This window comes from Aerolutibacter ruishenii (genome assembly GCF_007830115.1).
GTDB lineage: Bacteria > Pseudomonadota > Gammaproteobacteria > Xanthomonadales > Xanthomonadaceae > Aerolutibacter > Aerolutibacter ruishenii.
This window is the reverse complement of record NZ_VLKP01000002.1, coordinates 11,078-37,095: the sequence shown is the minus strand read 5'-3', so window position 1 is coordinate 37,095 and position 26,018 is coordinate 11,078. Positions and strand designations below refer to the sequence as shown.

At 70.2% G+C, this 26,018-nt stretch carries 25 protein-coding genes; 17 read left to right on the top strand and 8 right to left on the bottom strand.

Going from position 1 to position 26,018, the window contains the following annotated elements:
• Positions 1 to 58: 58 nt before the first annotated feature.
• Complete coding sequence (gene aroE, locus IP93_RS02450; protein WP_144811599.1) at positions 59 to 919, bottom strand: shikimate dehydrogenase; 861 nt, start codon at positions 917 to 919, stop codon at positions 59 to 61.
• 47 nt (positions 920 to 966) lie between these two features.
• Here aroE and IP93_RS02445 point away from each other — a divergent pair, with 47 nt between their 5' ends.
• On the top strand, positions 967 to 1,863 hold the full coding sequence (locus IP93_RS02445; protein ID WP_144811597.1) for a TolB family protein: 897 nt from the start codon (positions 967 to 969) through the stop codon (positions 1,861 to 1,863).
• A 52-nt stretch (positions 1,864 to 1,915) separates the two neighbouring features.
• Here the strand turns inward: IP93_RS02445 and hemB are convergent, their stop codons facing one another.
• Positions 1,916 to 2,908, bottom strand: a complete 993-nt coding sequence (gene hemB, locus IP93_RS02440; RefSeq protein WP_144811596.1) for a porphobilinogen synthase — start codon at positions 2,906 to 2,908, stop codon at positions 1,916 to 1,918.
• Between the two features lie 108 nt (positions 2,909 to 3,016).
• Here hemB and IP93_RS02435 point away from each other — a divergent pair, with 108 nt between their 5' ends.
• Positions 3,017 to 3,343 (top strand): high-potential iron-sulfur protein, encoded by a 327-nt coding sequence (locus IP93_RS02435; RefSeq protein ID WP_144811594.1) that lies wholly within the window; start codon positions 3,017 to 3,019, stop codon positions 3,341 to 3,343.
• A gap of 107 nt (positions 3,344 to 3,450) precedes the next feature.
• On the opposite strand, the gene IP93_RS02430 is transcribed toward IP93_RS02435, so the two are convergent.
• Positions 3,451 to 3,699 carry a hypothetical protein gene (locus IP93_RS02430; RefSeq protein ID WP_144811592.1) on the bottom strand — a complete coding sequence of 83 codons (249 nt, stop codon included), beginning with the start codon at positions 3,697 to 3,699 and terminating at the stop codon, positions 3,451 to 3,453.
• An 87-nt stretch (positions 3,700 to 3,786) separates the two neighbouring features.
• Positions 3,787 to 4,836: a chorismate transformation FkbO/Hyg5 family protein gene (locus IP93_RS02425; protein ID WP_242006707.1), complete on the bottom strand. Its 1,050-nt coding sequence runs from the start codon at positions 4,834 to 4,836 to the stop codon at positions 3,787 to 3,789.
• Positions 4,837 to 4,966: 130 nt separating this feature from the next.
• Between IP93_RS02425 and IP93_RS02420 the strand changes: the two genes are divergently transcribed.
• Positions 4,967 to 5,389 (top strand): hypothetical protein, encoded by a 423-nt coding sequence (locus IP93_RS02420; RefSeq protein ID WP_144811590.1) that lies wholly within the window; start codon positions 4,967 to 4,969, stop codon positions 5,387 to 5,389.
• A gap of 68 nt (positions 5,390 to 5,457) precedes the next feature.
• On the opposite strand, the gene IP93_RS02415 is transcribed toward IP93_RS02420, so the two are convergent.
• From IP93_RS02415 to IP93_RS02400, 4 genes are all read right to left on the bottom strand, one after another.
• Positions 5,458 to 6,267, bottom strand: coding sequence for a glycosyltransferase family 2 protein (locus IP93_RS02415; RefSeq protein WP_144811588.1), 810 nt, complete (start codon positions 6,265 to 6,267; stop codon positions 5,458 to 5,460).
• Positions 6,268 to 6,550: 283 nt separating this feature from the next.
• Positions 6,551 to 8,380: a DUF885 domain-containing protein gene (locus IP93_RS02410; RefSeq protein ID WP_144811587.1), complete on the bottom strand. Its 1,830-nt coding sequence runs from the start codon at positions 8,378 to 8,380 to the stop codon at positions 6,551 to 6,553.
• A 150-nt stretch (positions 8,381 to 8,530) separates the two neighbouring features.
• Positions 8,531 to 10,756, bottom strand: coding sequence for a S9 family peptidase (locus IP93_RS02405; RefSeq protein WP_242006729.1), 2,226 nt, complete (start codon positions 10,754 to 10,756; stop codon positions 8,531 to 8,533).
• A 48-nt stretch (positions 10,757 to 10,804) separates the two neighbouring features.
• On the bottom strand, positions 10,805 to 11,494 hold the full coding sequence (locus IP93_RS02400) for a glutathione binding-like protein (protein WP_144811584.1): 690 nt from the start codon (positions 11,492 to 11,494) through the stop codon (positions 10,805 to 10,807).
• A gap of 129 nt (positions 11,495 to 11,623) precedes the next feature.
• Between IP93_RS02400 and IP93_RS02395 the strand changes: the two genes are divergently transcribed.
• From IP93_RS02395 to IP93_RS02330, 14 genes are all read left to right on the top strand, one after another.
• The gene (locus tag IP93_RS02395) at positions 11,624 to 12,214 is read left to right on the top strand and encodes a TIGR00645 family protein (protein WP_144811582.1); all 591 of its coding nucleotides are present in this window, start codon (positions 11,624 to 11,626) and stop codon (positions 12,212 to 12,214) included.
• A gap of 97 nt (positions 12,215 to 12,311) precedes the next feature.
• Positions 12,312 to 14,501, top strand: a complete 2,190-nt coding sequence (gene uvrD, locus IP93_RS02390; RefSeq protein ID WP_144811580.1) for a DNA helicase II — start codon at positions 12,312 to 12,314, stop codon at positions 14,499 to 14,501.
• Positions 14,502 to 14,593: 92 nt separating this feature from the next.
• Entirely contained in the window at positions 14,594 to 15,433 is an 840-nt protein-coding gene (locus IP93_RS02385; protein ID WP_144811578.1) for a beta-ketoacyl synthase chain length factor, read from the top strand.
• On the top strand, positions 15,426 to 16,229 hold the full coding sequence (locus tag IP93_RS02380) for a lysophospholipid acyltransferase family protein (RefSeq protein ID WP_242006706.1): 804 nt from the start codon (positions 15,426 to 15,428) through the stop codon (positions 16,227 to 16,229). Before IP93_RS02385 ends, IP93_RS02380 begins: the two co-directional genes overlap by 8 nt.
• Positions 16,216 to 16,473 (top strand): phosphopantetheine-binding protein, encoded by a 258-nt coding sequence (locus tag IP93_RS02375; RefSeq protein ID WP_144811577.1) that lies wholly within the window; start codon positions 16,216 to 16,218, stop codon positions 16,471 to 16,473. Before IP93_RS02380 ends, IP93_RS02375 begins: the two co-directional genes overlap by 14 nt.
• Before the next feature lie 19 nt (positions 16,474 to 16,492).
• Complete coding sequence (locus IP93_RS02370) at positions 16,493 to 16,744, top strand: acyl carrier protein (RefSeq protein WP_144811575.1); 252 nt, start codon at positions 16,493 to 16,495, stop codon at positions 16,742 to 16,744.
• Between the two features lie 38 nt (positions 16,745 to 16,782).
• Positions 16,783 to 17,316 (top strand): COG4648 family protein, encoded by a 534-nt coding sequence (locus tag IP93_RS02365; protein WP_144812288.1) that lies wholly within the window; start codon positions 16,783 to 16,785, stop codon positions 17,314 to 17,316.
• A complete protein-coding gene (locus IP93_RS02360; RefSeq protein ID WP_144811573.1) occupies positions 17,309 to 19,054 on the top strand; it encodes an ApeI family dehydratase in 1,746 nt (581 codons plus the stop codon). Before IP93_RS02365 ends, IP93_RS02360 begins: the two co-directional genes overlap by 8 nt.
• Positions 19,051 to 19,815: a glycosyltransferase family 2 protein gene (locus IP93_RS02355; RefSeq protein WP_144811571.1), complete on the top strand. Its 765-nt coding sequence runs from the start codon at positions 19,051 to 19,053 to the stop codon at positions 19,813 to 19,815. The genes IP93_RS02360 and IP93_RS02355 overlap by 4 nt, the downstream gene beginning before the upstream one ends.
• Positions 19,812 to 20,762, top strand: coding sequence for a lysophospholipid acyltransferase family protein (locus tag IP93_RS02350; protein WP_144811570.1), 951 nt, complete (start codon positions 19,812 to 19,814; stop codon positions 20,760 to 20,762). Before IP93_RS02355 ends, IP93_RS02350 begins: the two co-directional genes overlap by 4 nt.
• Entirely contained in the window at positions 20,743 to 22,296 is a 1,554-nt protein-coding gene (locus tag IP93_RS02345) for an HAL/PAL/TAL family ammonia-lyase (RefSeq protein WP_144811568.1), read from the top strand. The genes IP93_RS02350 and IP93_RS02345 overlap by 20 nt, the downstream gene beginning before the upstream one ends.
• A complete protein-coding gene (locus IP93_RS02340) occupies positions 22,286 to 22,738 on the top strand; it encodes an acyl-CoA thioesterase (RefSeq protein ID WP_144811566.1) in 453 nt (150 codons plus the stop codon). Before IP93_RS02345 ends, IP93_RS02340 begins: the two co-directional genes overlap by 11 nt.
• A complete protein-coding gene (locus tag IP93_RS02335) occupies positions 22,735 to 23,562 on the top strand; it encodes an outer membrane lipoprotein carrier protein LolA (RefSeq protein WP_338419398.1) in 828 nt (275 codons plus the stop codon). Before IP93_RS02340 ends, IP93_RS02335 begins: the two co-directional genes overlap by 4 nt.
• A complete protein-coding gene (locus IP93_RS02330; RefSeq protein ID WP_242006705.1) occupies positions 23,555 to 25,888 on the top strand; it encodes an MMPL family transporter in 2,334 nt (777 codons plus the stop codon). The genes IP93_RS02335 and IP93_RS02330 overlap by 8 nt, the downstream gene beginning before the upstream one ends.
• Positions 25,889 to 26,018: the final 130 nt, after the last annotated feature.

Below are 26,018 nucleotides of genomic sequence, written 5' to 3'. Positions count from 1 at the left end.
CGTGATGGAGAGCGTGGTGCAGCACGCGCCGCAGCGCGCACTGCCATCCATGGCTGTCTTAGTCAGCGGTAATCAACGAATCATCGCGTTCGCGCAACGCAGCGTAGACCTCGTCGGTGTACGGGCGAACGCCATGCCAGCGCTGGAAGCTTTCCGCCGCCTGCTCGACCAGCATGCCCAGTCCGTCGATCACCAGGTGGGCACCAGAGGCACGCGCCCACGCCAGGAACGGAATGGCGACTTCGCCATAGCTCAGGTCAACCGCATCGCAGCGTGGCGCCAGCAAGGTGCTGGGCAACGGCGGCAGGCCGCCACCGCGTGCGGCGGAGGTGGCGTTGATGATCAGGTCGAAGTTGCCCAGCGCGCCGATGTCGTCGAAGTAGCGCGGGTGCACGCGCTGCGGGTCGCCCAGCGCATCGGCCAGCGCATCCACCCGGCTGGCGGTGCGGTTGACGATATACAGGCTGGCGATGCCCGCTTCAAGCAGGGTCGGGGCCACGCCGCGTGCCGCGCCGCCTGCGCCGATCAGCAGCACCTTGCGCCCGCGCAGGTCGCGGCTGTGGCGCTCGGTCAGGTCGCGGACCAGGCCGGCGCCGTCGGTGTTGTCGCCGTCCCAGCCGGTGGCGGTGCGGACCAGGGTGTTGACCGCACCCGCGCGTCGCGCGCGCTCGGTCAGGTGGTTGCAGATGCTGGCCGCGTGTTCCTTGTGCGGCAGGGTCACGTTGGCGCCCACGCCACCTTCGGCGGCAAAGGCGGCCAGGGCCGCGTCGAAGTCCTCCGGCGCCGCGTCGATCGCGGTGTACTCCAGCGGAATACCGGTCTGTCGTCCGAACGCGGCGTGGATGCGCGGTGACAAGGAGTGGGCAACCGGATGGCCGATGACCGCGAAACGTTTTGCAACGGCGTTCGGATTCGACATGGCAATTCCCTCGCTAGAGTGCGTGACACGTACCCAGGAGACGCACGATGAAGCGCAACCCGGCCTTCGCTGGTTTCAGTCTACTCCCGCTGTTGCTGCTTGGCGGCGCCGCGTACGCACTGGCCGAATTCGGCATCGAAGGCATGGGCGTGGTCTCGACCAGGGCCAGCGAGATGCACGGCACGGTCAGCCCCGATGGCCAACGCATCGTCTGGGGCAGCCCCGACCGCGAAGGCGGCCCCGGCAGCGGCGACCTGTGGCAGGCCACGCGCAAGGACGGCCGCTGGCAGGACCCCGCGCCGCTGGCGCTCAACACCAGGGCCAAGGAGTTCGACCCGATGTTCAGCGCCGATGGGCGCTGGCTGTACTTCTCCAGCAACCGCAAAGGCGGACAAGGCGGTGACGACCTGTACCGGGTCGCGGTGCGCGGCGGCGGCCACGGCAAGCCGGAGAACCTCGGTGCGGGGGTCAACACCGCTGGCGATGAGTGGGCGCCGACCCTTGGCCGGGACGTCGCACTGCTGATGTTCGCCAGCAACGGGCACGGCGGCGCCGGCCGCCACGACCTGTTCTTCGCGCGCTGGGATGGCAAGGCCTTCGGCGACGTCAAGCCGGTGCCCGGCGTGAACACCCGCGACGACGAGTTCGATGGCGCGTGGCTGGGCGACGGCGAGGCGATCGTGTTCGCGCGTTCGGCCGACGCGACGGCGAAACCGGTCCAGTTGCAGCTGGCGCAGTGCGATGGCCAGCGCTATGCGGGCATCGCGCCCTTGAAGCTGTCGTTCAACACCGATACCGCGACCACGCTCGGGCCAGTGGTGGAGTGGAACAAGCCCGGTGAGCTGCTGGTGAGCGGCAGTGCGCGCGCGCCGCGCGCCGGCGGGCTGGATCTGTACCGGATGAAGGCGCCGGCAGGGACGGGCAAGCGCGGGTGTGCCGGGTAAGTGGCATGGCGCCATCGTCCCCGCGGCGACGCGGGGACGGGTGCCGCTTGCATCAACCTGCCTCGCGCAACCACCGCGCCGCATCCAGCGCGAAGTAGGTCAGCACGCCATCGGCACCGGCGCGCTTGATGCTGGTCAGCGCCTCCAGCGCGCAGCCGCGCTCGTCGATCCAGCCGTTGAGCGCGGCGGCCTTGAGCATCGCGTACTCGCCGCTGACCTGGTAGACGAAGGTGGGCGCGCCGAACTCGTCCTTGGCGCGGCGCACGATGTCCAGGTACGGCAGGCCCGGCTTGACCATGATCATGTCGGCGCCTTCGTCCAGGTCCAGCGCGATCTCGCGCATGGCCTCGTCCGAGTTGGCCGGGTCCATCTGGTAGGTGTACTTGTTGCCCTTGCCCAGCGCGCCGGCGCTGCCGACCGCGTCGCGGAACGGGCCGTAGAACGCGCTGGCGTACTTGGCGCTGTAGGCCAGGATGCGGGTATGGATGTGGCCTTCGCCCTCCAGCTCGCCGCGGATGGCGCCGATGCGGCCGTCCATCATGTCGCTGGGAGCGACCACGTCGGCACCGGCACGCGCGTGCGAAAGCGCCTGCTTGACCAGCGCCTCGACGGTCTCGTCGTTCATCACGTAGCCGTTGTCGTCCAGCAGGCCGTCCTGGCCGTGCACGGTGTAGGGGTCCAGCGCGACGTCGGTGATCACGCCCAGCTGCGGGAAGCGCTCCTTCAACGCACGCACGGCGCGCTGGCACAGGCCGTCGTCCTGCCACGCCGCCTCGGCGGTCAGCGACTTGGCGTCAGGCGCGGTGACCGGGAACAAGGCCAGTGCCGGTACCCGCAGCTCGCTGGCCTGCTCGGCGACCTTGAGCAGCTCGTCGATCGACAGGCGTTCGATGCCGGGCATGGAGGCGACGGCCTCGCGCCCCTTCAGCTCGTGGACGAAGACCGGGTAGATCAGGTCGTTGGCGGTGAGGACCGTCTCGCGCATCAGCCGGCGCGAGAACTCGTCGCGGCGCATCCGCCGCGGGCGCGTGAAGGGGTAGCTCATGGCCGTGAATTGTACGCCTCGCGCGCGGCCCTCATTTGACGAGGGTCAATGCGCCCATCTGGCCGATGGTTAAAGTAAGGCCATCCTAGCCACTCTCTGTTCCCAGCCATGGATCTCAGCAACCCCGGTCGTCGCCGTTTCCTCGCCTATTCCGCCGCTGCCGCGGCCATTCCGCTGGTGCTGAAGGCGCTGCCTGCCGAGGCCGCCCCCGCCGCACTGCCCAAGCTGACCCTCGCCAACCCGCAGGCCAAGGCCCTGGCCTACACCGAGAACGCGGCCGCGGTGAAGCACCCGGTGTTCAAGGCCGGCAGCAACTGCGCCAACTGCACCCTGTACAAGGGCGCCAAGGGCCAGGCATACGGGCCGTGCACCCTGTTCCCGCAGAACACGGTGGCCGCCAAGGGCTGGTGCAGCGCCTGGGCGAAGAAGGCCTGATCCCCGTGGGTGGATGATCGCCCCGGTCGCGTGGCGGCCGGGGCGATCATCGTGGCGTGCATGGGCGCCGGGCGGGCCGGACGTGGCCGCCCGGGAGCCTGCCGTGCTCAGATCACGCCGCCGCCGATCCCCAGGCGGACGATGCCGACCACGATCACCAGCCCGTTGAGCACCAGCCCGGCTTTCGCCCGGCCGCGCTGGCCCGGCGCGGTCAGCAGGACGCCGAGCGCGGCAATGATCGCGCCGATGGCCGCGAACGGAATCAGGAACCAGTTGCCCCATCCCAGCAGCGGAATGAGCGCGACGATCATCCACAGCATCGCCACGATGCCCCACAGCAGGCTGATCAATCCCATCCGGAAGTCTCCTTGACGAAGGCGCGTGCGCCGATGGCGTGATCATGCCGCATCGGCACGGGCTGTGGCGGTTTTGGGGAACGCGGCTCAGTGGCCGTGCACGCCGTCGATCTCCACACGCAGTTCGCGGCGGCATACCGCGCCGTGCAGCACGATGCGCGACACCGACGGCGGCAGGCGCGTGGCCAGCGCTTGGGCGACATGCGGCAACTCGGCGGCGTCGCGCACGTACACCTTCAGCCGCGTGCCGGGACCGAAGGTCTCGGGCAGCTCCGGGCGCTGCTGGCGCGCGCGGTCGACCAGGTGGTCGAGGTTGACCAGCACCTCGTCCAGTTGCGCTTCGACCGAATCGCGGTGCTGCGACTCGTGGCCGACGATGGCCGCGGTGCCCGACAGCATCAGCGGCATCGCGCTGCCGTCCGGCGGCAGCATGGCGCGGGCGAAGCCGGGCGGCTGCGGACCGTACTGGCGTGGGTAGCGCCAGGCGCTGACCTGGCGCGGGTTCTCCAGCGGCGTGCCGGGCGTGCGCGCCGCCAGCCAGTACACCTGCATCCGGCGCTCGCCGTCCACGCGGCCGATGGCGGTGGCGGCGGGCAGGGTGCCCGGGTCGACGGTGCCGAGCGCGCGCGCGCGGCCGACGCAGAAGCGGCGGTAGCGCTCGTCGTCGCCGTGGCCGCTGGTGATGCCGTCGAGGTAGTTCCACATCCGCAGCAGGTGCGGGTAGCCGCGCGCGGCGAGGAAGGCCGGCAGCCGCCGGTAGATGGCCTCGGCGGTGCGCTCGATGTCGCTGTCCTCTTCACCCGGCGGCTCATCCAGTTCGATGGCGCCGAACTGCAGCGCGCCGTCCTCGGACCAGGCAATGCCGCCGTCGCGGCCGTGCGATACCGGGCCGGCCACGCGCCACACTTCCAGCGGCGCCGCGCCGTGCGGCTGCAACGACACGCGCAGATAGCGCGGATCCCCGTGGCGTGGCGCATCGGCCCCGAAGCCGAACACGGCGAGGGTGTCGTCGCGGGCCAGCAATGCGTCGAGGTCGGCGTCGGTGTAGTCCACGGTCCAGCGCGGGGTCGGCGTGGGCAGCGGGGAGGGGGTGTCGGCCACGGGCGGACGGCCAGCGGTCGGGTGTGGCGAGGTCATGGCGGCATGATACCGGGCCGAAGCGCCCGGCCGGCCGGCCACACGGACCCGCCGTCGTTTCGCGCCAGCGGGATCCGGTTCAGCCGCGTGCGCGGAGTATGTTCAGCAAAGCCCACCGAGCCTTGCCGCCATGCTGCCGCGCCGCCTGTTGCCCGCCTTCGCCCTGTCCACCCTGCTGCTGGTGGGGGGATGCGCCAGCACCCACCGGGTGATGCTTGCGCCGCCGCGCCCGGCGGTCGCGGTCGAGCAGGTCAAGGTCTACCACGTGGCACCGAGGCGGTTCCAGGAGATCGCGCGGCTGGAGTCCTCCAGCGCGATCGGTTTCGGCACGTCGGGGCAGACCGATGCCGCCATCCTGCGCCTGCGCCGCGAGGCCGCCAAGCTGGGCGCCAACGGCGTGCTGCTGCTGGGCGTGGGCAGCGTCGCGCCACCGGTGTCGGTCGGCGTGGGCACCGGCGTGCACCGCAGCCACGTGGGTGTCTACGGCAGCATGGGCATCCCGACCACGCAGCGCCAGGCGGCGGGCGTGGCGATCTACGTCATCGAGGAATAGCCGGCAAAGGGCGACGCGCTGTCGCTTGCGCGCGACCGTCCTGGCGGTGCGATGCCAGGACGGAACGCTCAGGGAGCAGGCGTGTGCTGCGTGGCCATCATCGAAGCGAACTCGCCGTTGGGGTCATCAATCAGCGGCGGGTGGGCGCGGATGCTGCGGTACACCGACCACATGCCGCCGCGGCGCAGCACCTGCGCCACCACGTGGCTGGTGATGCGGCCCAGATCCTGCAGCGGACGGAAATGGCTGGCGCGGAACTGCTCGTTGCCGTCGGCCTGCTGGTAGCGCGACTCGATCGGCACCGATACCACGTGCGTGCCGAGCTGGCGCGCGGCGGAGATCAGCACCTGCGCCTCGAACACGAAGCCCTCGCCGGGGATGTCGCGCAGCGCGCACACCTCGGCGGGGTAGAAGCGCTGGCCGCTCTGGGTGTCGGCTATCTGGTAGCCGGTGCCCCAGGCGATGCCCCAGTCGCCAAAGCGGTTGGCCAGCTTGCGGTACAGCGGCGCCTGCGCGCGCTTGCGCAGCCGCGCGCCGATCACCAGGTGGCCGGGGTAGCGGTTGGCGGCGTCGAGCAGGCGCGGGATGTCCTCGGCACGATGCTGGCCGTCGCCATCCATGGTCACCACGCCGCGCAGTCCACGCTGCAACGCTTCTGCGAAGCCGGTGCGCAGGCTGGCGCCCTTGCCGCGCCGCGTGGGGTGGCGCAGTACGGTGACCGGCAGGTCGGCGATGCAGGCGGCAGTGCCGTCGTCGGAACCGTCATCGACCACGATCACGTGCGCGCATTCGCCCAGTGCCGATTCGACCACGCCGCGGATGCGCAGCGATTCGTTGAGGGCGGGGATGACGACGGCGACGTTGTGGCGATCGAGCATGCGGGGTTCCGGCGTGGGGGAGCGACGGATGCCCTGCGTACTGTGCCGTAGGGCCGACATTGGTCGGAAGTATAGGCAGTGGCGCGTGATGGGGAAGCCAGACACCCGCGCGGGCAGGCGCGTCCATTCAGGCTGGAATGTGCCGGCAGGTGTGAAGTGTGGCGGGGCGTATTGGCGGTGGAGGCACGGGGCGGCGCCATCACGCCCGCACTTCTGCCGCTCACCGGCCGGTCGTGCGTGGCCGGCGCCCGCTGAGTGGACGCCGGCACCATCATCCGGGCGATCAGCGCCGCGGCGTGGCCTTCTGCGACGGCACGAACACCTCGCGCACCGCCTTGGCCAGCTGGTCCGGCGGCAGCAGGCCCTGGTCCAGCAGGAAGTCGTTGAAGGCCTTGCGGTCGAAGCGGTCGCCCAGCGCGACTTCGGTCTCGGCGCGCAGCTGCATGATCCGCGCGTAGCCGTAGAAGTAGCTGCCGGCTTGGCCCGGTGCCTTGACCGTGTAGCGGTCTACTTCCTGCCGCGCCATCGCCTTGCTGAAGCCGACCTGCTCGGTCAGCACCTTGAACGCGGTGTCGCGATCGGTGAGGCCCAGGTTGAGCATCGGGTCGAGCATGGCACGCGCGGCGCGCAGCAGGCGGAACTGCAGCGCGATCAGCTGACCGTCCAGCGGCTCGTACGGGACCATCTCGGCTTCGGCGTACAGCGCCCAGCCTTCGACGTTGACCGAGTTGAACGCGTACAAGGTGCGCGCCAGCGACACGCCGCGCTCGACCATGGCGGTGAACTGCAGCTCGTGGCCGGGGCGGCCTTCGTGCGCGGTCAGCGTCCACGCGCCAGCGGGGTAGTTGAAGTCGTCGTAGGCGCCGTCGGCACCGGCGTTGGGGTTGCCCAGCGGCAGCACGAAGGTGCCCTGCTGGCCGGTGTTGCCGACCAGCGGCGCGGGCAGGAAGTGCGGTGCGGGTTGCGCGGCGTTCTCGGCCTCGCTGCCCAGGCGCATCTGCATCGGCCGTTGCGGCAGGGACACAACGTCATGCTTGGCGATCAGGCGGTCGAGCTCCGGCATCACCGTGTTGCGGTAGTACGGCTCGATCTGGTCGTTGGCCAGCTGCGGGTGCTTGAGCGCCTTGATCACGCCGATGGTGTCGGTGGCGGCGAAGCCCTTTTCCTTCGCCACCAGCGGTGCGATCTGCTGCATGGCGTTGCGGGTTTCCATGAACTCCAGCTGCGCACGCTCGATCAGCACGCGCGGGTCGATGTCGATGCCGACGTTCTTCAGCGACAGCGCGTACAGCTCGTCGGGCAGTTGGTAGGTGGTGCGTGCGGTGGGCAGCACGCTGGCCTTCGACCACGCGGCGTAGTCGGTCAGCTGCTGGTCCAGTGCATCGAGTGCGGCGTCGGCGCCTTCGACCTTGTATTTGGCGAACAGCGCGCGGATGCCCTTGAGGTAGGCGGGCAGGTTGTCGATGGACTGCTGCACCGACAGCTGGGTGGGCTGCAACAGCGTGGGGTCGGGGCGCTCGTCGTAGCGCTGGCGGGCCTGGGTGGCCAGCGGCATGCTGCCGGACACCTGGCCGACGTAGTGTTGCAGGCGCTTTAGCGCCATCGCGCGCCGTGCCGGCGGGGTCTGGTCGCTGAGCAGGCCCTGCATGCCCTGGAACACGGCTTGGCCGACGTCGGCCCACGGCCGGGTCAGGCGCTCGTTGACTTCGCTGGCCTCGATCGCGTCATCGGCTGCCTTGATCAGGATCTCCAGGTCCTGGCGGACGTTGGGATCGCGCTCCAGTTGCAGCTTGGTCGACAGCTCGGTGCGGGCCTTGGCGGTGGCGGCGCGGAAGCGCTTGCCGTTCTCGGGGCCGAAATCGAAGGCCTTGTCGTCGTAGCCGGGGATGCCGAAGAACGACAGCTGCTCGGGCATGAATTCGCCCTGTGCCTTGAGCAGGATCGCGGTGTACTCGTTGCTGCGTGCCACCCAGGCCGGGGCGGGTTTGGCGGCAGGTGCGTTGGCTGCGGCAGTGGCGGTGAGGGCGGCTGGCGCGAGTTGTGCGGCCGTGGCGAAGGCCGGCACCGGAGCGAGCAGCGCTACGGCGATGGCAAGGGCGAGCGGCTTGGTCATGTGGGTGGCCCCGGGCGGAAAGGCCCCAGCATCGCCGTTGGAGGCAGAGGGGGTCATCGGCCGAAGGTCACGGTCGCGACCGCCGGAAGTCACCCGTCACCGCCTGCGCGTGCTCGCCGCCGGGGCGGGGCGCCCCGGCGGCGTGTTGCATCAACGTGCGGCCGGCTTCAGGCAACGCCCGAAGAAGTCCTCGGTCAGGCGGAAGCGGTGCAGCAGGTCGGCGCCAGTGAGACCGTGCTTGGCGCCCGGGTAGGTCATCAGCTCGAACGGCTGCGCGCGCTTCTGCAGCGCGCTCATCAGCACGGTGGAGTTGCTGAACAGCACGTTGTCGTCGGCCATGCCGTGGATCAGCAGCAGCGGCGACGTGAGGCCGTCGATGTGGGTGAGCACGCGGCCGTCGCGGTAGCCGTCCGGGTTGGCCGCCGGCAGGTTCATGTAGCGCTCGGTGTAGTGGGTGTCGTACAGGCCCCAGTCGGTGACGGGTGCACCGGCCACGCCGCAGGCGTAGCGATCCGAGGCCTTGGCCAGCAGCATCAGGGTCATGTAGCCGCCGTTGGACCAGCCGTACACGCCGATGCGCTTGCCATCGACCCACGACTGGTTCTGCAGCCACTTCGCGCCGGCCAGCTGGTCCGCCACTTCCACCGTGCCCTGCACGCCGTACAGCGCGCCGCCGAACGCCGCGCCGCGGCGCGGGGTGCCGCGGTTGTCCAGAGAGAACACCACGTAACCCTGCTGCGCCAGGTACTGGTTGAACCAGTGGTCGCCGCGGCCGGGCCAGGCGCGGGTCACGGTCTGCGTGGCGGGGCCGCCGTAGACGTAGACCACGACCGGGTACTGCTTCTTCGGGTCGAAGCCGGTGGGCTTGATCACGCTGTAATGCAGCGGCGTGCGGCCGTCGGCGGCGGTGAGGGTGCCGTATTCCACCGGGCGTTGCGCATCGCGGTAGGGCGCATAGGGATGCTTGGCGTCGGCCAGGTCGTTGGCCAGCAGCGTGGCGATGGCCGTGCCGTCGTTGCGGAACAACTGCAGTTGCGGCGGCGTGGTCGGGTTGGACCAGCTGTCCACGTACACACTGGCGTTGGCGGCAAACGTGGCGTTGTGCATGCCATCGACCTTGGACAGGCGCTCGATGGCGCCGCCGGCCAGCGGTACCCGGTACACCTGCACGTCCAGCGGAGTGTCCTTGCCGGCGCTGAAGTAGGCGAAGCCCGCGGCCTCGTCGACCGCCAGCAGCGCATCGATCGGCCACTCGCCAGTGGTCAGTGCGGTGGCGGCGCCGTCGGTACCGATCAGGTACAGGTGCTCGAAGCCGCTGCGCTCGCTGCTCCACAGCAGGCGGCCGTCCTTGAGGAAACGCAGATCGTTGTGCAGCGGCACCCAGGTCTTGCTGTTCTCGGTCAGCAGCACGTGCTGCCTGCCGCTGGCGAGGTCGGCTTCCACCAGGTCCAGCCGCTTCTGGTCGCGCGACTGGCGCTGGAAGGTCACGTGCCTCGCATCGCGCCAGTCCACGCGCGCCAGGTAGATGTCCGCCTCCTGGCCCAGGTCGATCCACGTGGGCCTGGCGCCGGGCTTGGGCGCGACCACGCCCAGTTGCATCAATACGTTCTTGTCGCCAGCGGCGGGATAGCGCTGCTCGACCACCTCGGTGCGGTCCGGGTAGACCTCGTAGCGCTTCTGCACCGGCACCGGGCTTTCGTCGATGCGGGCGAAGGCGATGGCGCTGTCGTCCGGCGCCCACCAGTAGCCGGTGTGGCGGTCCATCTCCTCGTCGGCGACGAATTCGGCCACGCCGTTGCCGATCACCGCGCTGCCGTCCTTCGTCAGCTGCGCGCTCTTGCCCGTGGCCAGGTCGATCACCCACAGGTTGCGCTCGCGGATGAAGCTGACGAAGCCGCCCTTGGGCGAGAGCTTCGGGTCGGTGGCGAAACCTTCGCCATGGGTGAGCTTGCGCACGCCGGCCTTGCCCGGCTTGGCCAGGTCGTACAGGTACAGCTCGCCGCCCAGCGGGAACAGCAGCTGCTTGCCATCCGGCGACCATTGGTAGTCGACGATGCCGCTGAGCGCGGCGATGCGCTGGCGTTCGCGGCGCGCCTTCTCCTCGTCGCTGAGCACCTCTGCGCCGGGCAGCACGTCGTTGGAGTCGACCAGCAGCGCGGTGGTGCCGGTGGCGATGTCGTAGGCCCACAGGTCAAGGCGGTTCTTGTCCGCATCCTTGCCGCGCAGGAAGGTCACGCGGCTGCCGTCGGGTGCGACCTTGGCCTTCATCAGGCTGGGGCCGGACAGCGACGTGCTGCCGGTGATGGCTTCAAGGGTGAGCTTGCCGGAGGCCGGCGCGGTAGTGGCGGCAACGGCGGCGGGGGCGATCATCGACATGGCGAGCAGGCTGGCGGCAAGGCCGCGGCGAAGGGTGTCGTTCATGGGTTACGGGGTCGGGGTTCCGAACAGGTGCTTGCGCATTTCGGGGGTCATTTCGCGTTGCGCGCCGTACTGCTCGCCCAGCGCGTAGGCGCGTTGCACGGCGGGGCGCGCGGCGACCGCGGCGTGCCAGCGGATGAGATCGGGGAACCCGGACAGGTCCAGCGGCGCCTTGTCGTAGGCGTTGACCCACGGGTGGATGGCCATGTCGGCGATGGTGTACTCGTCGCCGGCCACGAACGCGCGGCCCTGCAGGCGGCGGTCGAGCACACCGAGCAGGCGCAGGACCTCGTTGCGGTAGCGGTCCCTGGCGTAGGCGATGGGCTCCGGGGCGTAGACATGGAAGTGCCCGTACTGGCCGGTCATCGGCCCCAGTCCGGCCATCTGCCAGAACAGCCACTCGTTGGCTTCGATGCGTGCGCGGGCATCGGCGGGCAGGAAGCGCCCGGTCTTACCCGCCAGGTACTGCAGGATCGCGCCGGATTCGAACACGCTGATCGGCGCGCCGCCGTCGGCGGGCGCACGGTCGATGATCGCCGGCATCTTGTTGTTGGGCGAAAACGCGAGGAACTCCGGCTTGAACTGGTCGCCGGCGCCGATGTCCACCGGGTGCACGGTGTAGGGCAGGCCGGCCTCCTCGAGGAAGATCGTGATCTTGTGGCCGTTGGGCGTGGGCCAGTAGTACAGATCGATCATGGCGTGGCTCCGGGCGGGGGGAACGGCGAGTGTACGCGCTGAGGCCATGGCCGGCCGAGCCGTGGTGTCCGTTGGCGAAGGCCGGGCCGACCGTTACCCTAGGCGCCTTTCACGCCCCGAACCGCCCCCATGTCCCAGCCGCGCCCCACGCTCAACCCCTTGCCCGCCCTGATCTTCAGCTCGCGCTGGCTGCAGTTGCCGCTGTACCTGGGCCTGATCGCGGCGCAGGGCGTATATGTGTACCTGTTCCTGCATGAACTGTGGCTCCTGATCCGGAGTGCCACCTCGCTCACCGAGCAGGGCATCATGCTGATCGTGCTCGGCCTGATCGACGTGGTCATGATCTCCAACCTGCTGGTGATGGTGATCGTCGGCGGCTACGAAACCTTTGTGTCCCGCCTGCGTCTGGAAGGCCATCCGGACCAGCCGGAGTGGCTGAGCCATGTCAACGCCAGCGTGCTCAAGGTGAAGCTGGCGATGGCGATCATCGGCATCTCCTCGATCCACCTGCTCAAGACCTTCATCGAGGCCGGGCAGCTGGGCCTGCCGATGTGCGGTGCGGTCGAGGCCGGCGTGCTGTGCACCAAGGCCAGTGCCACCGGGGTGATGTGGCAGACCATCATCCACTGCGTGTTCATCCTGTCGGCGATCGGCATCGCCTACACCGACAAGCTGATGACCGGTGTTTCGGCCAAGCGCGAGCACGAAGCGCACCACTGAGCCACCGCCGAGCCGGAAGCATGCCGCAGCTTGCGGCATGTGGGCTGCATGGCGCCGCATTCGGCTGGTGGACCACCGCGCCCGGTAGAATGGTGCGATGGATGTCTCCCACCTGCTTGACGCGCTGAACCCGGCGCAACGCGAGGCCGTGTCCGCGGCGCCCGGCCACTACCTGGTGCTGGCCGGCGCCGGCTCCGGCAAGACCCGCGTGCTCACCCACCGAATCGCCTGGCTGAACGAAGTCCACGGCGTGCCCACGCACGGCATCCTCGCGGTGACCTTCACCAACAAGGCCGCAGGCGAGATGCGCCACCGCCTGGATGCGCAGCTGCGCCACGGCGCGCGCGGCATGTGGGTTGGCACGTTCCACGGCCTCGCGCACCGCTTGCTGCGCCTGCACTGGCAGGACGCCAAGCTGCCCGAAGGCTTCCAGGTGCTGGACAGCGACGACCAGCTGCGCCTGGTCAAGCGTGTGGTGCAGCAGCTCGAGCTGGACGACGTGCGATTCCCGCCGCGGCAGATCGCGTGGTGGATCAACGCGCAGAAGGACGAGGGCCGTCGCCCGCAGCACATCCAGGCCAGCAACGACCCGTGGGCCGACGTGATGCGCCGCGCCTACGAGGCCTACCAGGAGCGCTGCGAACGCGCCGGCCTGGTCGACTTCGCCGAGCTGCTGCTGCGCGCGCACGAGCTGCTGCGCGACAACCCGGCCCTGCTGGCGCACTACCGGCACCGCTTCAGCGAGATCCTGGTCGACGAGTTCCAGGACACCAACGCCATCCAGTACGCGTTCGTGCGCGTGCTCGCGGGCGACACGGGGCACGTGTTCGTGGTCGGCGACGACGACCAGGCCATCTACGGCTGGCGCGGCGCCAAGGTGGAGAACGTGCAGCGCTTCCTCAAGGATTTCGGCGGTGCGCAGACCATCCGCCTGGAGCAGAACTACCGCTCCAGCGCCAACATCCTCAATGCCGCCAACGCGGTGATCGCGCACAACCCCGATCGTCTCGGCAAGAAACTGTGGACCGATACCGGCGAGGGCGAGCCGATCGACCTGTACGCCGCGTACAACGAGATGGACGAGGCGCGCTTCGTGGTCGAACGCATCCGCCAATGGGTGCGCGACGGCGGCAGCTACGGTGATTGCGCCGTGCTCTACCGCAGCAATGCACAGTCGCGCGCGTTCGAAGAGCTGCTGCTGGCCGAGCAGGTGCCGTTCCGCGTGTACGGCGGCATGCGCTTCTTCGAACGCGCCGAAATCAAGGACACGCTCGCCTACCTGCGCCTGATCGCCAACCGCAGCGACGACGCGGCGTTCGAGCGCGCGGTCAACACCCCGGCGCGCGGTATCGGCGAGAAGACGCTGGACGAAGTGCGACGCCGCGCGCGCGCTGATGCCGTGGCACTGTGGGACGCCGCGCGCCGCATCGTCGACGAAGGCGGCATGACCGCGCGTGCACGCAACGCACTGGGCGGCTTCCTCACCCTGCTCGATGCGATCGACACCGACGTACAGCACATGACCCTGCCGGAGAAGATCGACCACGCACTGATCCGTTCCGGCCTGCGTGACCACTACTTCAACGAGTCGCGCGGCCAGCTCGACTCGCGCGTGGACAACCTCGATGAACTGGTGTCGGTGGCCTCGCGCTTCACCCGCGGCGACGACGAGGTGGATGCGGCGATGCCTGAACTGATCGCCTTCCTCAGCTACGCGCAGCTGGAGGCCGGCGAAGGCCAGGCCCAGGCCGGCGAGGAAGGCGTGCAGCTGATGACCCTGCACAGCGCCAAGGGCCTGGAGTTCCCCCTGGTGTTCCTCGGCGGCATGGAGGAGGGGCTGTTTCCCAGCGCCAAGTCCAGCGAGGAATCCGGCCGGCTGGAGGAGGAGCGGCGGCTGGCCTACGTGGGCATCACCCGCGCACGGCAGAAGCTGGTGCTCAGCTATGCCGAAAGCCGGCGCCTGCACGGCCAGGACATGTACGGCATGCCGTCGCGCTTCCTGCGCGAGATCCCGTCGCACCTGCTGCACGAGGTGCGGCCCAAGGTGCAGGTGTCGCGGCCGGTGCATGGCAGCGCGCCGCGCGCGTTCCCTGCCGGTGGGCGCGGGCATGCGTCGCTGGAGGCGCCGCCGGTCAAGCTGGGCGCGCAGGTGCGCCACCCCAGTTTCGGCACGGGCACCGTGGTCGACTACGAGGGCAGCGGTGCCCACGCGCGGGTGCAGGTCAATTTCGATGACGCCGGCAGCAAGTGGCTGGTGCTGGCGTACGCCAACCTGCAACCGGCTTGATGGGCAGCGCGACATTTACCCATCGCCCTGCTCAGGTTCACGCGGGTGCCGGACGCTAGAATGTGCGCGGGGCGTTGGCGGATGACAGGGGCATGATCGAATTCACCGTGGCGGACTGGGCGGCGTGGGCCCCCGGCCTGCACGAGCGCGAAACATGGCAGGCGTGGTCGAAGGCGCCGGTCGTGCCATCAGGTGACGATACCCCGGCGCTGGCGGAAGTGCCGGCCATGCAGCGCCGCCGCATCGACCGGCTGGGCCGGATGGCGGTGCAGGTCGCGTGGTGGTGCAGCCAGGCGGAGGCGGCCGGCGTGCCGCTGGTGTTCGCCTCGCGCCATGGCGACGTGCAGCGCTCGTTCGTGCTGCTGGAGCAGATGACCCGTGGCGAGCCGATGTCGCCGACCCAGTTTGGCCTGTCGGTGCACAACGCCATCGCCGCGCTGTATTCCATCGTGCGTGGCGAGCGCGGCAACTACCTGGCGCTTGCCGCCGGCCAGGCCACCGCCGAGGCGGCGCTGGTGGAGGCGGCCGGCCTGCTGGCCGATGGCGCGCCGGAAGTGCTGGTGGTGGTATACGACGCCAGCATGCCGGAAGCCTATGCCGGCTTCGTGGACGAGCCGGACCCGTTCCATGCATGGAGCTGGCGCGTCCGCGCGGACGGCGAGGGCACGCGGCTTGCGCTGGGGTGGACGGAGGACGTGGACCACGTCGGCGGACCAGGAACTCCCGAGAGCGCTGGGGTGGGTGAGGACGAGCGCGCCTCCGGCACCTCGCCCCACGCCATCGCGGGCGTGCCTACGGCGACCGGACAGCCCGCCACTGCAGGCGCTGCGCTCCCCGCTGGCCTTGAAGTACTGCGCTTCCTGTTGGCCGGCGAGCCCATGCATGTGCACCGGGCCGACGGTCTGTGCTGGCGGTGGCGGCGCCATGGCTGAGGCTGCCGCGATGCTGCCCGCCTCCGGGCGGCTCAACCGCCTGTGGCGGATCGTCGCCACCGGCCTGAGCTTCCTCGCGTTCGGCGTGGGTGGGCTGCTGCTGGGCGTGCTGGTGTTTCCGCTGATCAACCTTGCCGTGCGCGATCCCGCGCGGCGCCGACGCCGGGCCCGGCGGCTGGTGCAGAAGAGCTTCGCTTTCCACATCGAGCTGATGCGCGTGCTGGGCGTGCTGACCTACGAGGTCCACGGCAGGGAACGCCTGCAGCGCGAGGGCCTGCTCATCCTGGCCAACCACCCGACGCTGATCGACGTGGTGTTCCTGGTCTCCCTGTTGCCCAATGCCGATTGCGTGGTGAAGTCGTCGCTGGCCCGCAACCCGTTCACCCGTGGCCCGGTGCGTGCGGCCGGCTATGTGTTCAACGACGATGGCGCGGGCCTGGTCGAGGACTGCATCGCGGCGGTGCGCCGTGGGGGCACCCTTGTCGTTTTTCCGGAGGGCACCCGCACCCGGCGCGACGGGTCCATGCAACTGCAACGTGGGGCGGCCAACATCGCCGTGCGTGGCGGCCTGGACGTAACCCCGGTTCGCCTGACCTGCACGCCCATGACGCTGGGCAAAGGCGAGAAGTGGTATCGTGTCCCGGCGCGCCGGTTCCATGTGGTGGTGGACGTCCAGCCGGACCTCGAAATCGCGCCTTTCCTGGGCGGGGCACAGGGGGAGGCCTTGGCCGCGCGCCAACTTACCGAACATCTGACCCAGTATTTCGCGGCGGGGGACCTGCGTGCAGCCACTTGAGCTTGAGATCAAGCAATTGATCATTTCGTCGTTGTCACTGGAAGACGTGACGCCGGACGACATCGATGCCGCCGCGCCGCTGTTCGGCGAGGGCCTGGGCCTGGATTCCATCGATGCGCTCGAACTGGGCCTGGCGCTGCAGAAGCGTTACGGCGTGACCCTGTCCGCCGATTCGCAGGAAACCCGCCAGCATTTCGCCAGCGTCGATGCGCTGGCCCGGTTCGTTTCCGCGCGGCCGGCATGAGCGCAGGGGAGCAGGCACCATGACCAAGAACGAACTCTTCAACCGCATCAGCGGCATCCTGCAGGACACCTTCGAGATCGATCCGGTGCGGATCACCCCCGAAGCACACCTCAACACCGACCTGGACATCGACAGCATCGATGCGGTCGACCTGATCGTGCAGCTCAAGCCCCTGCTCGGTGGCCGCCTGCAGCCGGATGCGTTCAAGTCCGTGCGCACGGTGCAGGACGTCGTGGACGTGCTGCACGGCCTGATCCGCGAAGCCGCCTGATCCGCCGGCGGCCAGGGGACGCCGTGGGCCGGGTGCGCATGTTGCTGTTCATCCTGTTGTCGCTGGCGTATCCGTTGGCTGTGTACGCCATGCTCGGCCGCTTCGAACCGCGCTGGCTGGCGGTGCTGCTGTTCGCGCTGGCGCTGCTGCGCGCATTCGCGACCCGCGAGAAGCACTGGCTGTGGGCGGCGCTGGGCACCGGTTTGCTGGCCGCCTGGGCCATGCTGGCCAATGCGGCCCTGCCATTGAAGCTGTACCCGGCGCTGGTCAACGGCGTGCTGCTGCTGGTGTTCGGCCTCAGTCTGCGCTTCGGTGCGCCGGTCGCCGAACGCCTGGCACGGCTGCAGCAGCCGGACCTGCCCGCGGCGGCGGTGGCCTATACCCGTCGTGTCACCCAGGTGTGGTGCGGCTTCTTCGTGCTCAACGGCAGCCTGGCGCTGGCCACCGCGCTGTGGGCCAGCGAACGCGTGTGGGCGCTGTACAACGGCCTGGTCGCCTACGGGCTGATCGGCACGCTGTTCGCCGTCGAATGGCTGGTGCGGCAGCGGGTGAAGGCGCGCGCGCATGGCTGAGTGGATCGCGCTGGCGGAAGTGGCGGCGCGGCCCGTGCCGGGGCGCGTGGTGGCGCTTGGTGCGGGGTCATGCCTGGACCATGTTGGCTTTCGTGCCGAGGCGGCGCGCTGGCGCGATGCGTTCACCGCACGCGGCGGCGAACGCTGGGCGCTGCACTTCGACGATACCGCGGCCTTCGCCGCGGCCCTGTTCGGTGCCTGGCATGCGGGCAAGACGGTCTGCCTGTGCGCCGACGCGCTGCCGGTGACCGTGGCGCGACTGGAAGCCGGGGTCGATGGCTTCGCCGGCGACTTCCCGGAGGCGTGCGCGGCAATCGCGCTGCACACGCAGGCGAACTCCGCTCTGACTGGCACGGCACCGCCCGCGGACGCGGTGGGTGCCAGTGATGCCGATAGCGCATGGATGCCGCTGGACGAGCAGGCCACGCGACTGGTGGTCTACACCTCGGGCTCCACCGGCGAAGCCGCGGCCATCGATAAACGCCTGGCGCAGCTTGTGCGCGAGGTCGAAGCGTTGCAGGCCACGTTCGGCGAGCGGCTTGACGGGGCGGTGGTGCACGGCACGGTGTCGCACCAGCACATCTACGGGCTGCTGTTCCGTGTGTTGTGGCCGCTGGCGGCCGGCCGCGCGATCGCGCCGCGGCTGTTCTTCCACGAGGAAATCGCCGCGGCGATGGACGCACCGGCGCTGCTGGTCAGCAGCCCTGCCCACCTCAAGCGCATCCCCGAAGCACTGGACTGGAACGGCGCGCGCACCCGGCTGCGTGCGGTGTTCAGCTCCGGCGGGGCGTTGCCGGCGGAGGCGGCGACCGCGGCGCATGCCATGCTGGGCCACGCACCGATCGAGATCTATGGCAGCAGCGAAACCGGCGGCATCGCGTGGCGCCAGCACGATACCGACGGGCCCGCGTGGACCCCGCTGCCCGGCGTGGACTGGCGCATTGCGGATGGCCAACTGGAAGTGGCGTCGCCGCACCTGCCCGATGCCGCGTGGTGGCGCAGCGCCGACCGGGTGGAGGCGGACGGCACGGCCGGTTTCCGCCTGCTCGGTCGTGCCGACCGCATCGTCAAGGTGGAAGAGCGCCGCGTGTCGCTGACCGCACTGGAGCGCCAGCTGGGCGAACGGCCCGAGGTCGCCGAAGCACGCGTCGTGCTGGTCGAGGGCCCGCGCGCCGAGCTCGCAGCGGTGGTGGTGCTGACGGGCGAGGGGCAGGCCCGCCTGCGTGCGGACGGACGTCGCCGAGTGGCGCAATCGCTGGGCCAGGCGCTGGCCGATGGACAGGACGCGGTGACGCGCCCACGCCGCTGGCGCTTTGTCGATGCGTTGCCCGGCAACGCGCAGGGCAAGACCACCGACGCCGCACTGCGTGCACTGTTCCGGCCGGAACGTCCGGCGCCGGTGTGGGTGCGGTGCGACGCCACGCAGGCGCAGCTTGAGCTCGCGCTGGATGCCGATCTGCTGGTCTTCGACGGCCACTTCCCGCGGATGCCGATCCTGCCCGGCGTGGCGCAGCTCGATTGGGCGGTGCGCTTCGGGCGCGAAGCGTTCGCGCTGCCGCCACGCTTCCTGCGCACCGAGGCGCTGAAATTCCAGCGCGTGGCGCGGCCGGGCATGCGCATCCACCTGCATCTGGAATGGCTGGAGGCGAAGTCGGTGCTGGCGTTCCGCTATGAATCCGAGCTCGGGACACACGCCAGTGGCCGCGTGGTGTTGGGCCCGGCGGAGGCGACGGCATGAGCGCGTTGCCCGTCGGCGCAGTGACCGGGGCATTCCGTCCGCTGGTGGTGATCCCGGTGTACGACCACGAGCACGCCATCGGCGCGATGGTCGATGGCGTGCGCGCGGGCGGACAGGACTGCCTGCTGGTGGACGATGGCTCGCGGGAGTCCTGCGCCACGGTGTTGCGCGAACTGGCACGCCGCGAGGGCGTGCACCTGCTGCGGCTGGACCGTAACCAGGGCAAGGGCGGGGCGATGATCGCCGGCTTCCACGAAGCGGCGCGGTTGGGCGCCACCCACGTGCTGCAGATCGACGCTGACGGCCAGCATGACCCGGGTGACATCCCGCGCTTCCTTGCCGCCGCCGCCGCGGAGCCGGCCGCCATCATCAACGGCGCGCCGGTGTACGACGCCAGCGTGCCCAGGGGCCGGCTGTATGGTCGCTACCTGACCCACGTATGGGTGTGGATCAACACCCTGTCGCTGGCGATCCGCGACTCAATGTGCGGCTTCCGCGTCTACCCGCTGGCGCCGGTGCTGGCGCTGGTGCGGACCGCGTCGATCGGCCGCCGCATGGACTTCGACCCGGAGATCATCGTGCGCCTGTGCTGGGAGGGCGTGCCGGTGCGCAACGTGCCCACCCCGGTGCGCTACCCGAGCGACGGCGTGTCGCACTTCGACGTGTGGGGCGACAACGTGCGCATCAGCCGCATGCACGCGCGGCTGTTCTTCGGCATGTTGCGCCGCCTGCCGTGGTTGCTGGCGAGGAAGTGGCGATGAGCGCCGTGGTGCGTGCGCCGCACTGGGCCGGGATCGAGGAATCCACGTTCGTCGTCGGGATCCGCTTCCTGTGCCTGGTGGAGCGCTGGCTGGGACGCTGGCCGTTCCGGCTGTGCCTGTACCCGGTGGTGCTCGTGCACTGGCTGCTCAACCGCACCGCGCGACAGGCCTCGCGCGAGTACCTGGCGCGCCTGCAGGCCACGCACGCGCCCTTCCCGCGCGCGCCTGGCAGGTGGTTGAGCCTGCGCCACTTCGCCTGTTTCGCCGAAACGCTGCTGGACAAGCTGCTGGCCGCCCACAGCCGCTACCCGGTGGCACGCGTGCGCGCCGAACGCGAGGTGATGCTGCAGCAGATCGCGCGTGGCGAAGGCGGGGTGATCGTCACCGGCCACATCGGCTGCCTGGAGCTGTGCCAGGCGCTGGCGGACACGGTGCCCGGCTTCCGCCTGACCGCGCTGGTGCACACCGCCCACGCCAACGACTTCAATCGGCTGCTCAAGCGCCTGAATCCCGATACCCGCGTCGAGTTGCTGCAAGTGACCGAGCTGGATGCGGCGATGGCGGTCCGGTTGGGTGAGCGCGTCGCTGCCGGCGAGTTCGTCGCCATCACCGGCGATCGCGTGCCGGTGCACGGTGGGCGCAGCGTGTTCGCCGGTTTTCTCGGCCGGCCGGCGCCGTTCCCGGTGGGGCCGTACGTGCTGGCGGCGGCGCTGGGCTGCCCGCTGTTCGCGATGGCCTGCACCCACGAGGGCGATGGCTACCGCCTGCGCTTCGAGCGCTTCAGCGACCGCGTGGTGCTGCCGCGCGGTACGCGCGACGCCGCCCTGGCCGAGCAGGTCGCCCATTTCGCCGGCTGGCTGGAGGCGCAGGTGCGCCACTCGCCGCTGGATTGGTTCAACTTCTTCCCGTTCTGGGACCAGGTGCCGCATGACCCCGCTTCCCGCTGACCCCACGCCGCTGATGTTCGGCGATGGCCGCCTGTGCATCGAGGACGTCGTCGCCGTCGCCCGCCGCCAGCGCGGCGCAGCGCTTTCGGCCGATCCCGCGTTCCGTGCGCGCATCACCCGTGGCGCCGAATTCCTTGATCGCCTGCTGCGCGAGGACGGCGTGGTCTACGGCGTGACCACCGGCTACGGCGACTCGTGCACGGTGGTGATCCCGCCGGAGCTGCTCACCGAGCTGCCGCACCACCTGTTCACCTACCACGGTTGCGGCCTCGGCCGTTTCCTCGATGCCGGGGAGACGCGCGCGGTGCTGGTCGCGCGGCTGGCCTCGCTGTCGGTGGGCATGTCCGGGGTCAGCCTGCCGCTGCTGGAAGGCCTGGCCGCACTGCTGCAGCACGACATCCTGCCGCTGATCCCGGCCGAAGGTTCGGTCGGCGCCAGTGGCGACCTGACGCCGCTGTCGTACGTGGCCGCGGTGCTGTGCGGCGAGCGCGAGGTGCTGCACCACGGCGTGCGCCGTCCCGCCGCGGAGGCGCTGCGCGAGGCCGGCCTCACCCCGTTGCGCCTGCGTCCGAAGGAAGGCCTGGCGATCATGAACGGCACCGCGGTGATGACCGCGCTGGCCTGCCTGGCCTACGACCGCGCCGAGTACCTGTGCCGGCTGGCCACGCGCCTGACCGCGTACAACGTGGTGGCCAGCGCCGGCAACGCGCACCACTTCGACGAGGTGCTGTTCGCCGCCAAGCCGCACCCGGGGCAGACGCGCATCGCCACGCGCCTGCGCGAGGATCTGCACAGCGACCGTCCATCGCGCAACGAACAGCGCCTGCAGGACCGCTACTCGCTGCGCTGCGCGCCGCACGTGATCGGCGTGCTGGAGGACGCGCTGCCGTTCCTGCGCCAGCTGATCGAGACCGAACTCAACAGCGCAAACGACAACCCGCTGGTCGATCCCGACCGCGAACAGATCCTGCACGGCGGCCACTTCTACGGCGGCCACATCGCCTTCGCCATGGATGCGATGAAGAACGCGGTGGCCAACCTCGCCGACCTGCTCGACCGCCAGCTGGCGCTGCTGGTCGACACGCGCTTCAACCATGGGCTGCCGGCCAACCTGTCGGCCGCCAGCGGTCCGCGCGCGGCGATCAACCACGGGTTGAAGGCGCTGCAGATCAGCGTGTCGGCGTGGACCGCCGAGGCGCTGAAGCAGACCATGCCGGCGTCGGTGTTCTCGCGCTCCACCGAGTGCCATAACCAGGACAAGGTCAGCATGGGCACGATTGCCGCGCGCGACTGCCTGCGCGTGATCGAGCTGACCGAACAGGTGGTGGCGGCGATGCTGGTGGCCGCGCGCCAGGGCGTGGCGTTGCGCCAGCGCGTGGCACCGGACACGCGGATCGAAGGCGCGCCTGCGGCGATGCTGGACGATCTGGCGGCGCGCATCCCGCTGGTGGAGGAGGACCGCGCGCTGGATGGCGAGCTGCGCGCGCTGCTGGACGACGTGCGTGCGCAGCGCTGGAGCCTGTATGAACGTTGAGCATGTTCACTTCGGGGTGCCGGCCAGCGACCGGCTGGCGATCGAGATCGACCTCGCGCCGGCATTCCACGACTGTGACCCGATGCACGTGGTCTGGCACGGCAACTATTTCAAGTACTTCGAGATCGCGCGCTGCGCACTGCTGCAGCGCCACGACTACGACTACCCGCAGATGACCGAGTCCGGCTACCTGTTCCCGGTGGTGGACGCGCGGGTGAAGTACATCCGCCCGCTGCGTTTCGCCCAGCCGCTGAAGGTGCGCGCGCGGATCACCGAATGGGAGAACCGGCTGAAGATGGACTATGAGATCCGCGATGCCGCCAGCGGCGAGGTGTTGACCCGCGCCCACACCATCCAGGTCGCGGTGGGCGCGGAGTCGGGCGAGATGCTCTACGTGTGCCCCCCGGTGCTCTGGGAGCGGCTGGGGGTGCAGCCGGCATGAGTCCGCCCCGCAAGGCCGTGGTGCCGCGAAGCGAACAGCGCGCCGACACGCCAGGAAACGGCCACCCGCCGAATGCGATATCCCGCACGCGCGGTCCGATGCGGGTCGTTGTCGTCATGCTGGTGGCCGCGGTCGCGCCCCTTGCGCTCGCAACGGCAGCGGCAACCCTTGCCCCGGCATCGATGGCCACGGCGACGTCCGGCGTGCGCACGACCGCCGCGGCGGTCGCAGCGGCCGGAGCCGCCAATGCCGCAGGGCCCGCGGCCAGCGCAGGTGCGGTCGCCCAGGTCCAGCGCCGTATCGCCCAGGTGCCGGTGCTGCGCGGCGAGTTCACCCAGGAAAAGCGCCTGCAGGGCTTCCGGAACCCGCTGCGATCGCAGGGCCGTTTCCTGATCGCGCGCGACCGCGGGGTGGTGTGGTCCACGCTCAAGCCCTTTCCTTCCGAGGTGGTGCTGACGCGCGACCGGATCCTCACCCGCCAGGCCGACGGCCGCTCGCGGGTGGAGGTCGATGCACGCCAGCAGCCTGCGCTGCGCGAGGTCAACGCGATGATGTTCGCGCTGATGAGCGGCGACCTGCAGGTGCTGGCCGCGCGCTTCGATGTGCAGCCGACCCTGCTGCCGGACAACGGCTGGCGGCTGGTGCTGAGCCCGCGGCCCGGCGCAATGGCGCAGGCGTTCCAGCGGGTCACGCTGCAGGGCGACCGCTACGTGCGCAGCGTGGACATCGACGAGCGCAGCGGAGACCGCACGCAACTGCGGTTCACCGGCCTGGCGGAGGCGCCCGCGCGCCTGACCGCGGACGAGGCGCGTCATTTTGACTGAGGCGCGCACACGCCGTCGCTGGCGCTGGCTGGCCTGGCTGTGGCTCGGCGTGGTGCTGGCGGTGGGTGCGCACCAGTTGCGCTTCTGGGGCGAATCGCGCCTGGAAAGCGACGTGCTTGCCCTGTTGCCCCAGGATGCGCACGACCCGGTGCTGGCGGAAGCCACCCGGCGCATCGCCGATGCCAGCGCGCGGCAGATGGTGGTGCTGCTGGGTGCAGCCGATGCGGCGCAGGCGCAGGCGGCCGCATCGGCATATCGCACCGCGTTGCAGGCGGCCGAACGCCGGCAGCCGCTGCCGTTCGCCGAGGGTGCGTCGATGGCCGGCTGGTTCGAGGCTTCGCGCGCGTTCTACGCGCCTTGGCGCGATCGGCTGCTGACCGCCGCGCAACGCGAGCGGCTACTCACGCAATCCGCGGACATGCTGGCCGAGGAAGCGCTGGCCGCACTGTACGGCCCGATGGGCGCACCGCGCCTGACCGATTGGCGCGCCGACCCGCTCAACCTCTGGCCGCAGTGGTGGCAGGAGCGCGCCTCCGGCACGGGGCTGCGCTTCGATGGCGAAGGCCTGCTGCACGCCGAAGGCCGCGCCTGGGCGGTGTTGCAGTTCGAGACCCGCGGCTCGGCATTCCGCCTTGATGGCGAGCGCGTGATCGAGGCTGCGCTGGATGAGGCCGGCGCCGCGGCGCAACGCGTGGCACCGGGCCTGCGCGAGCTGCGCGCAGGCGTTCCGCTGCACGCCGAGACCGCCGCCGTGCGGGCCAGCCACGAGGTCAACATCATCGGCCTGGGTTCGCTGGCCGCGGTGCTGCTGCTGGTGTGGCTGGCCTTCCGCTCGCTGACGCCGATCCTGCTGGTGGCGATGTCGCTGCTGGTGGGCGTGGCCACCGCGCTGTCGGTGACAGCGCTGATGTTCGGCCAGGTGCATCTGCTCACCCTGGTGTTCGGTGCCAGCCTGGTGGGCGTGGCAGAGGATTACGGCATCCACTGGTTCGCCTCTCGCCAGGGCCATCCACGGCGCTCGCAATGGCGCCTGTTGCGCTGGCTGTTGCCCGGCATGTTCCTGGCCTGGCTGACGAGTGCACTGGCCTACCTCGCGCTGGGCCTGGCACCGTTCCCGGGACTGCGGCAGATGGCGGTGTTCTCGGTGACGGGGCTGGCCGCCGCATTCGCCACCGTGGTCTGCTGGTTCCCGTGGTTGGAGCGTGACGCGCCGGCGGCCACGCCGCTGTCGAAGGCGATCGCCGGTTGGCTGGCGCGCTGGCCGCGTGTGCACGCCACCCGTGCGTGGGCGATCGCGGCGGTCATCGCCGGTGCACTGGCGCTCGGCGGGTTGTGGCAGCTGCGCAGCGATGATGACCTGCGCAACCTGCAGTCCTCGCCCAAGACGCTGGTCGATCAGCAGATGGAGATCAGCCGCCTGCTGGGCCTGCCCAGCCCGGCGCAGTTCTTCCTGGTGCGGGCGCCCGACGCGGAGACGCTGCTGCAACGCGAACAGGCGTTGACCACGCGGCTGGCGGCGCTGCACGCGCAGGGCGGGATCAATGGATACCGCGCGATCAGCGACTGGTTGCCGTCGCAGCGCCAGCAGGGCGCCGATGCGCGCCTGGGCGCACGGGTGGAAGGGGCGGTGCTGGAGCGCGTATCGGCCGCCACCGGCGAAAGTCTGGTGCGCGCGGATTTCGCATCGCAACCGCTGACGTTGCAGGCGTGGCTGGCCGCGCCCGCCTCGCAGCCACTGCGCCACCTTTGGCTGGGCCGCAGTGGCGACGGTGTCGGCAGCGTGGTGCTGGTCGACGCGGTGGGTGGCTCCGCGGCACTGGCCGCGCTACAGGCCCAGGCGGACGGCCTCGACGGCGTGCGCTGGGTCAACCGCACCGCCGAGTTCTCCGCGCTGCTTGGCCATTACCGGCAGATGATGGGCTGGCTGTTGCTGGCCGGCATGGTGCTGGTGGCGGTGACGCTGGCGATGCGCTACCGCCGCGATGCGTGGCGCGCCACCGTGCCTACCCTGCTGGCCGGCGTCCTCACCGTCGCCACCCTGGGCTGGCTGGGCTTGCCACTGCAGTTGTTCAACGTGCTCGCGTTGCTGTTGCTGCTCGGCATGGGCATCGACTACGGCATCTTCCTGCTCGAACACCGCGGCGATGCCTCCGCTTGGCTGGCGGTGTGCGTCGGCGCGGCCAGCACGTGGCTGTCGTTTGGCCTGCTCGCGTTGTCGGCCACGCCCGCGCTGCGCGCCTTCGGCCTGACCCTGCTGCTGGGCATCGGCCTGGTGTGGCTGCTGTCGCCGCTGTTCCGGCCGCGTGCGGAGCAGGGCCATGGCTAGCCGTTCCCGCCACATCGCGGCCACTGTCCGCCGCACCCACATCCGCCGGGCGACCGGCACGTATTCCCCGACTGCCGCTGCCGGCCATGCCGGCCTCCCTACCTGCCGCGCAAAGGCCTGCCGGCATTCC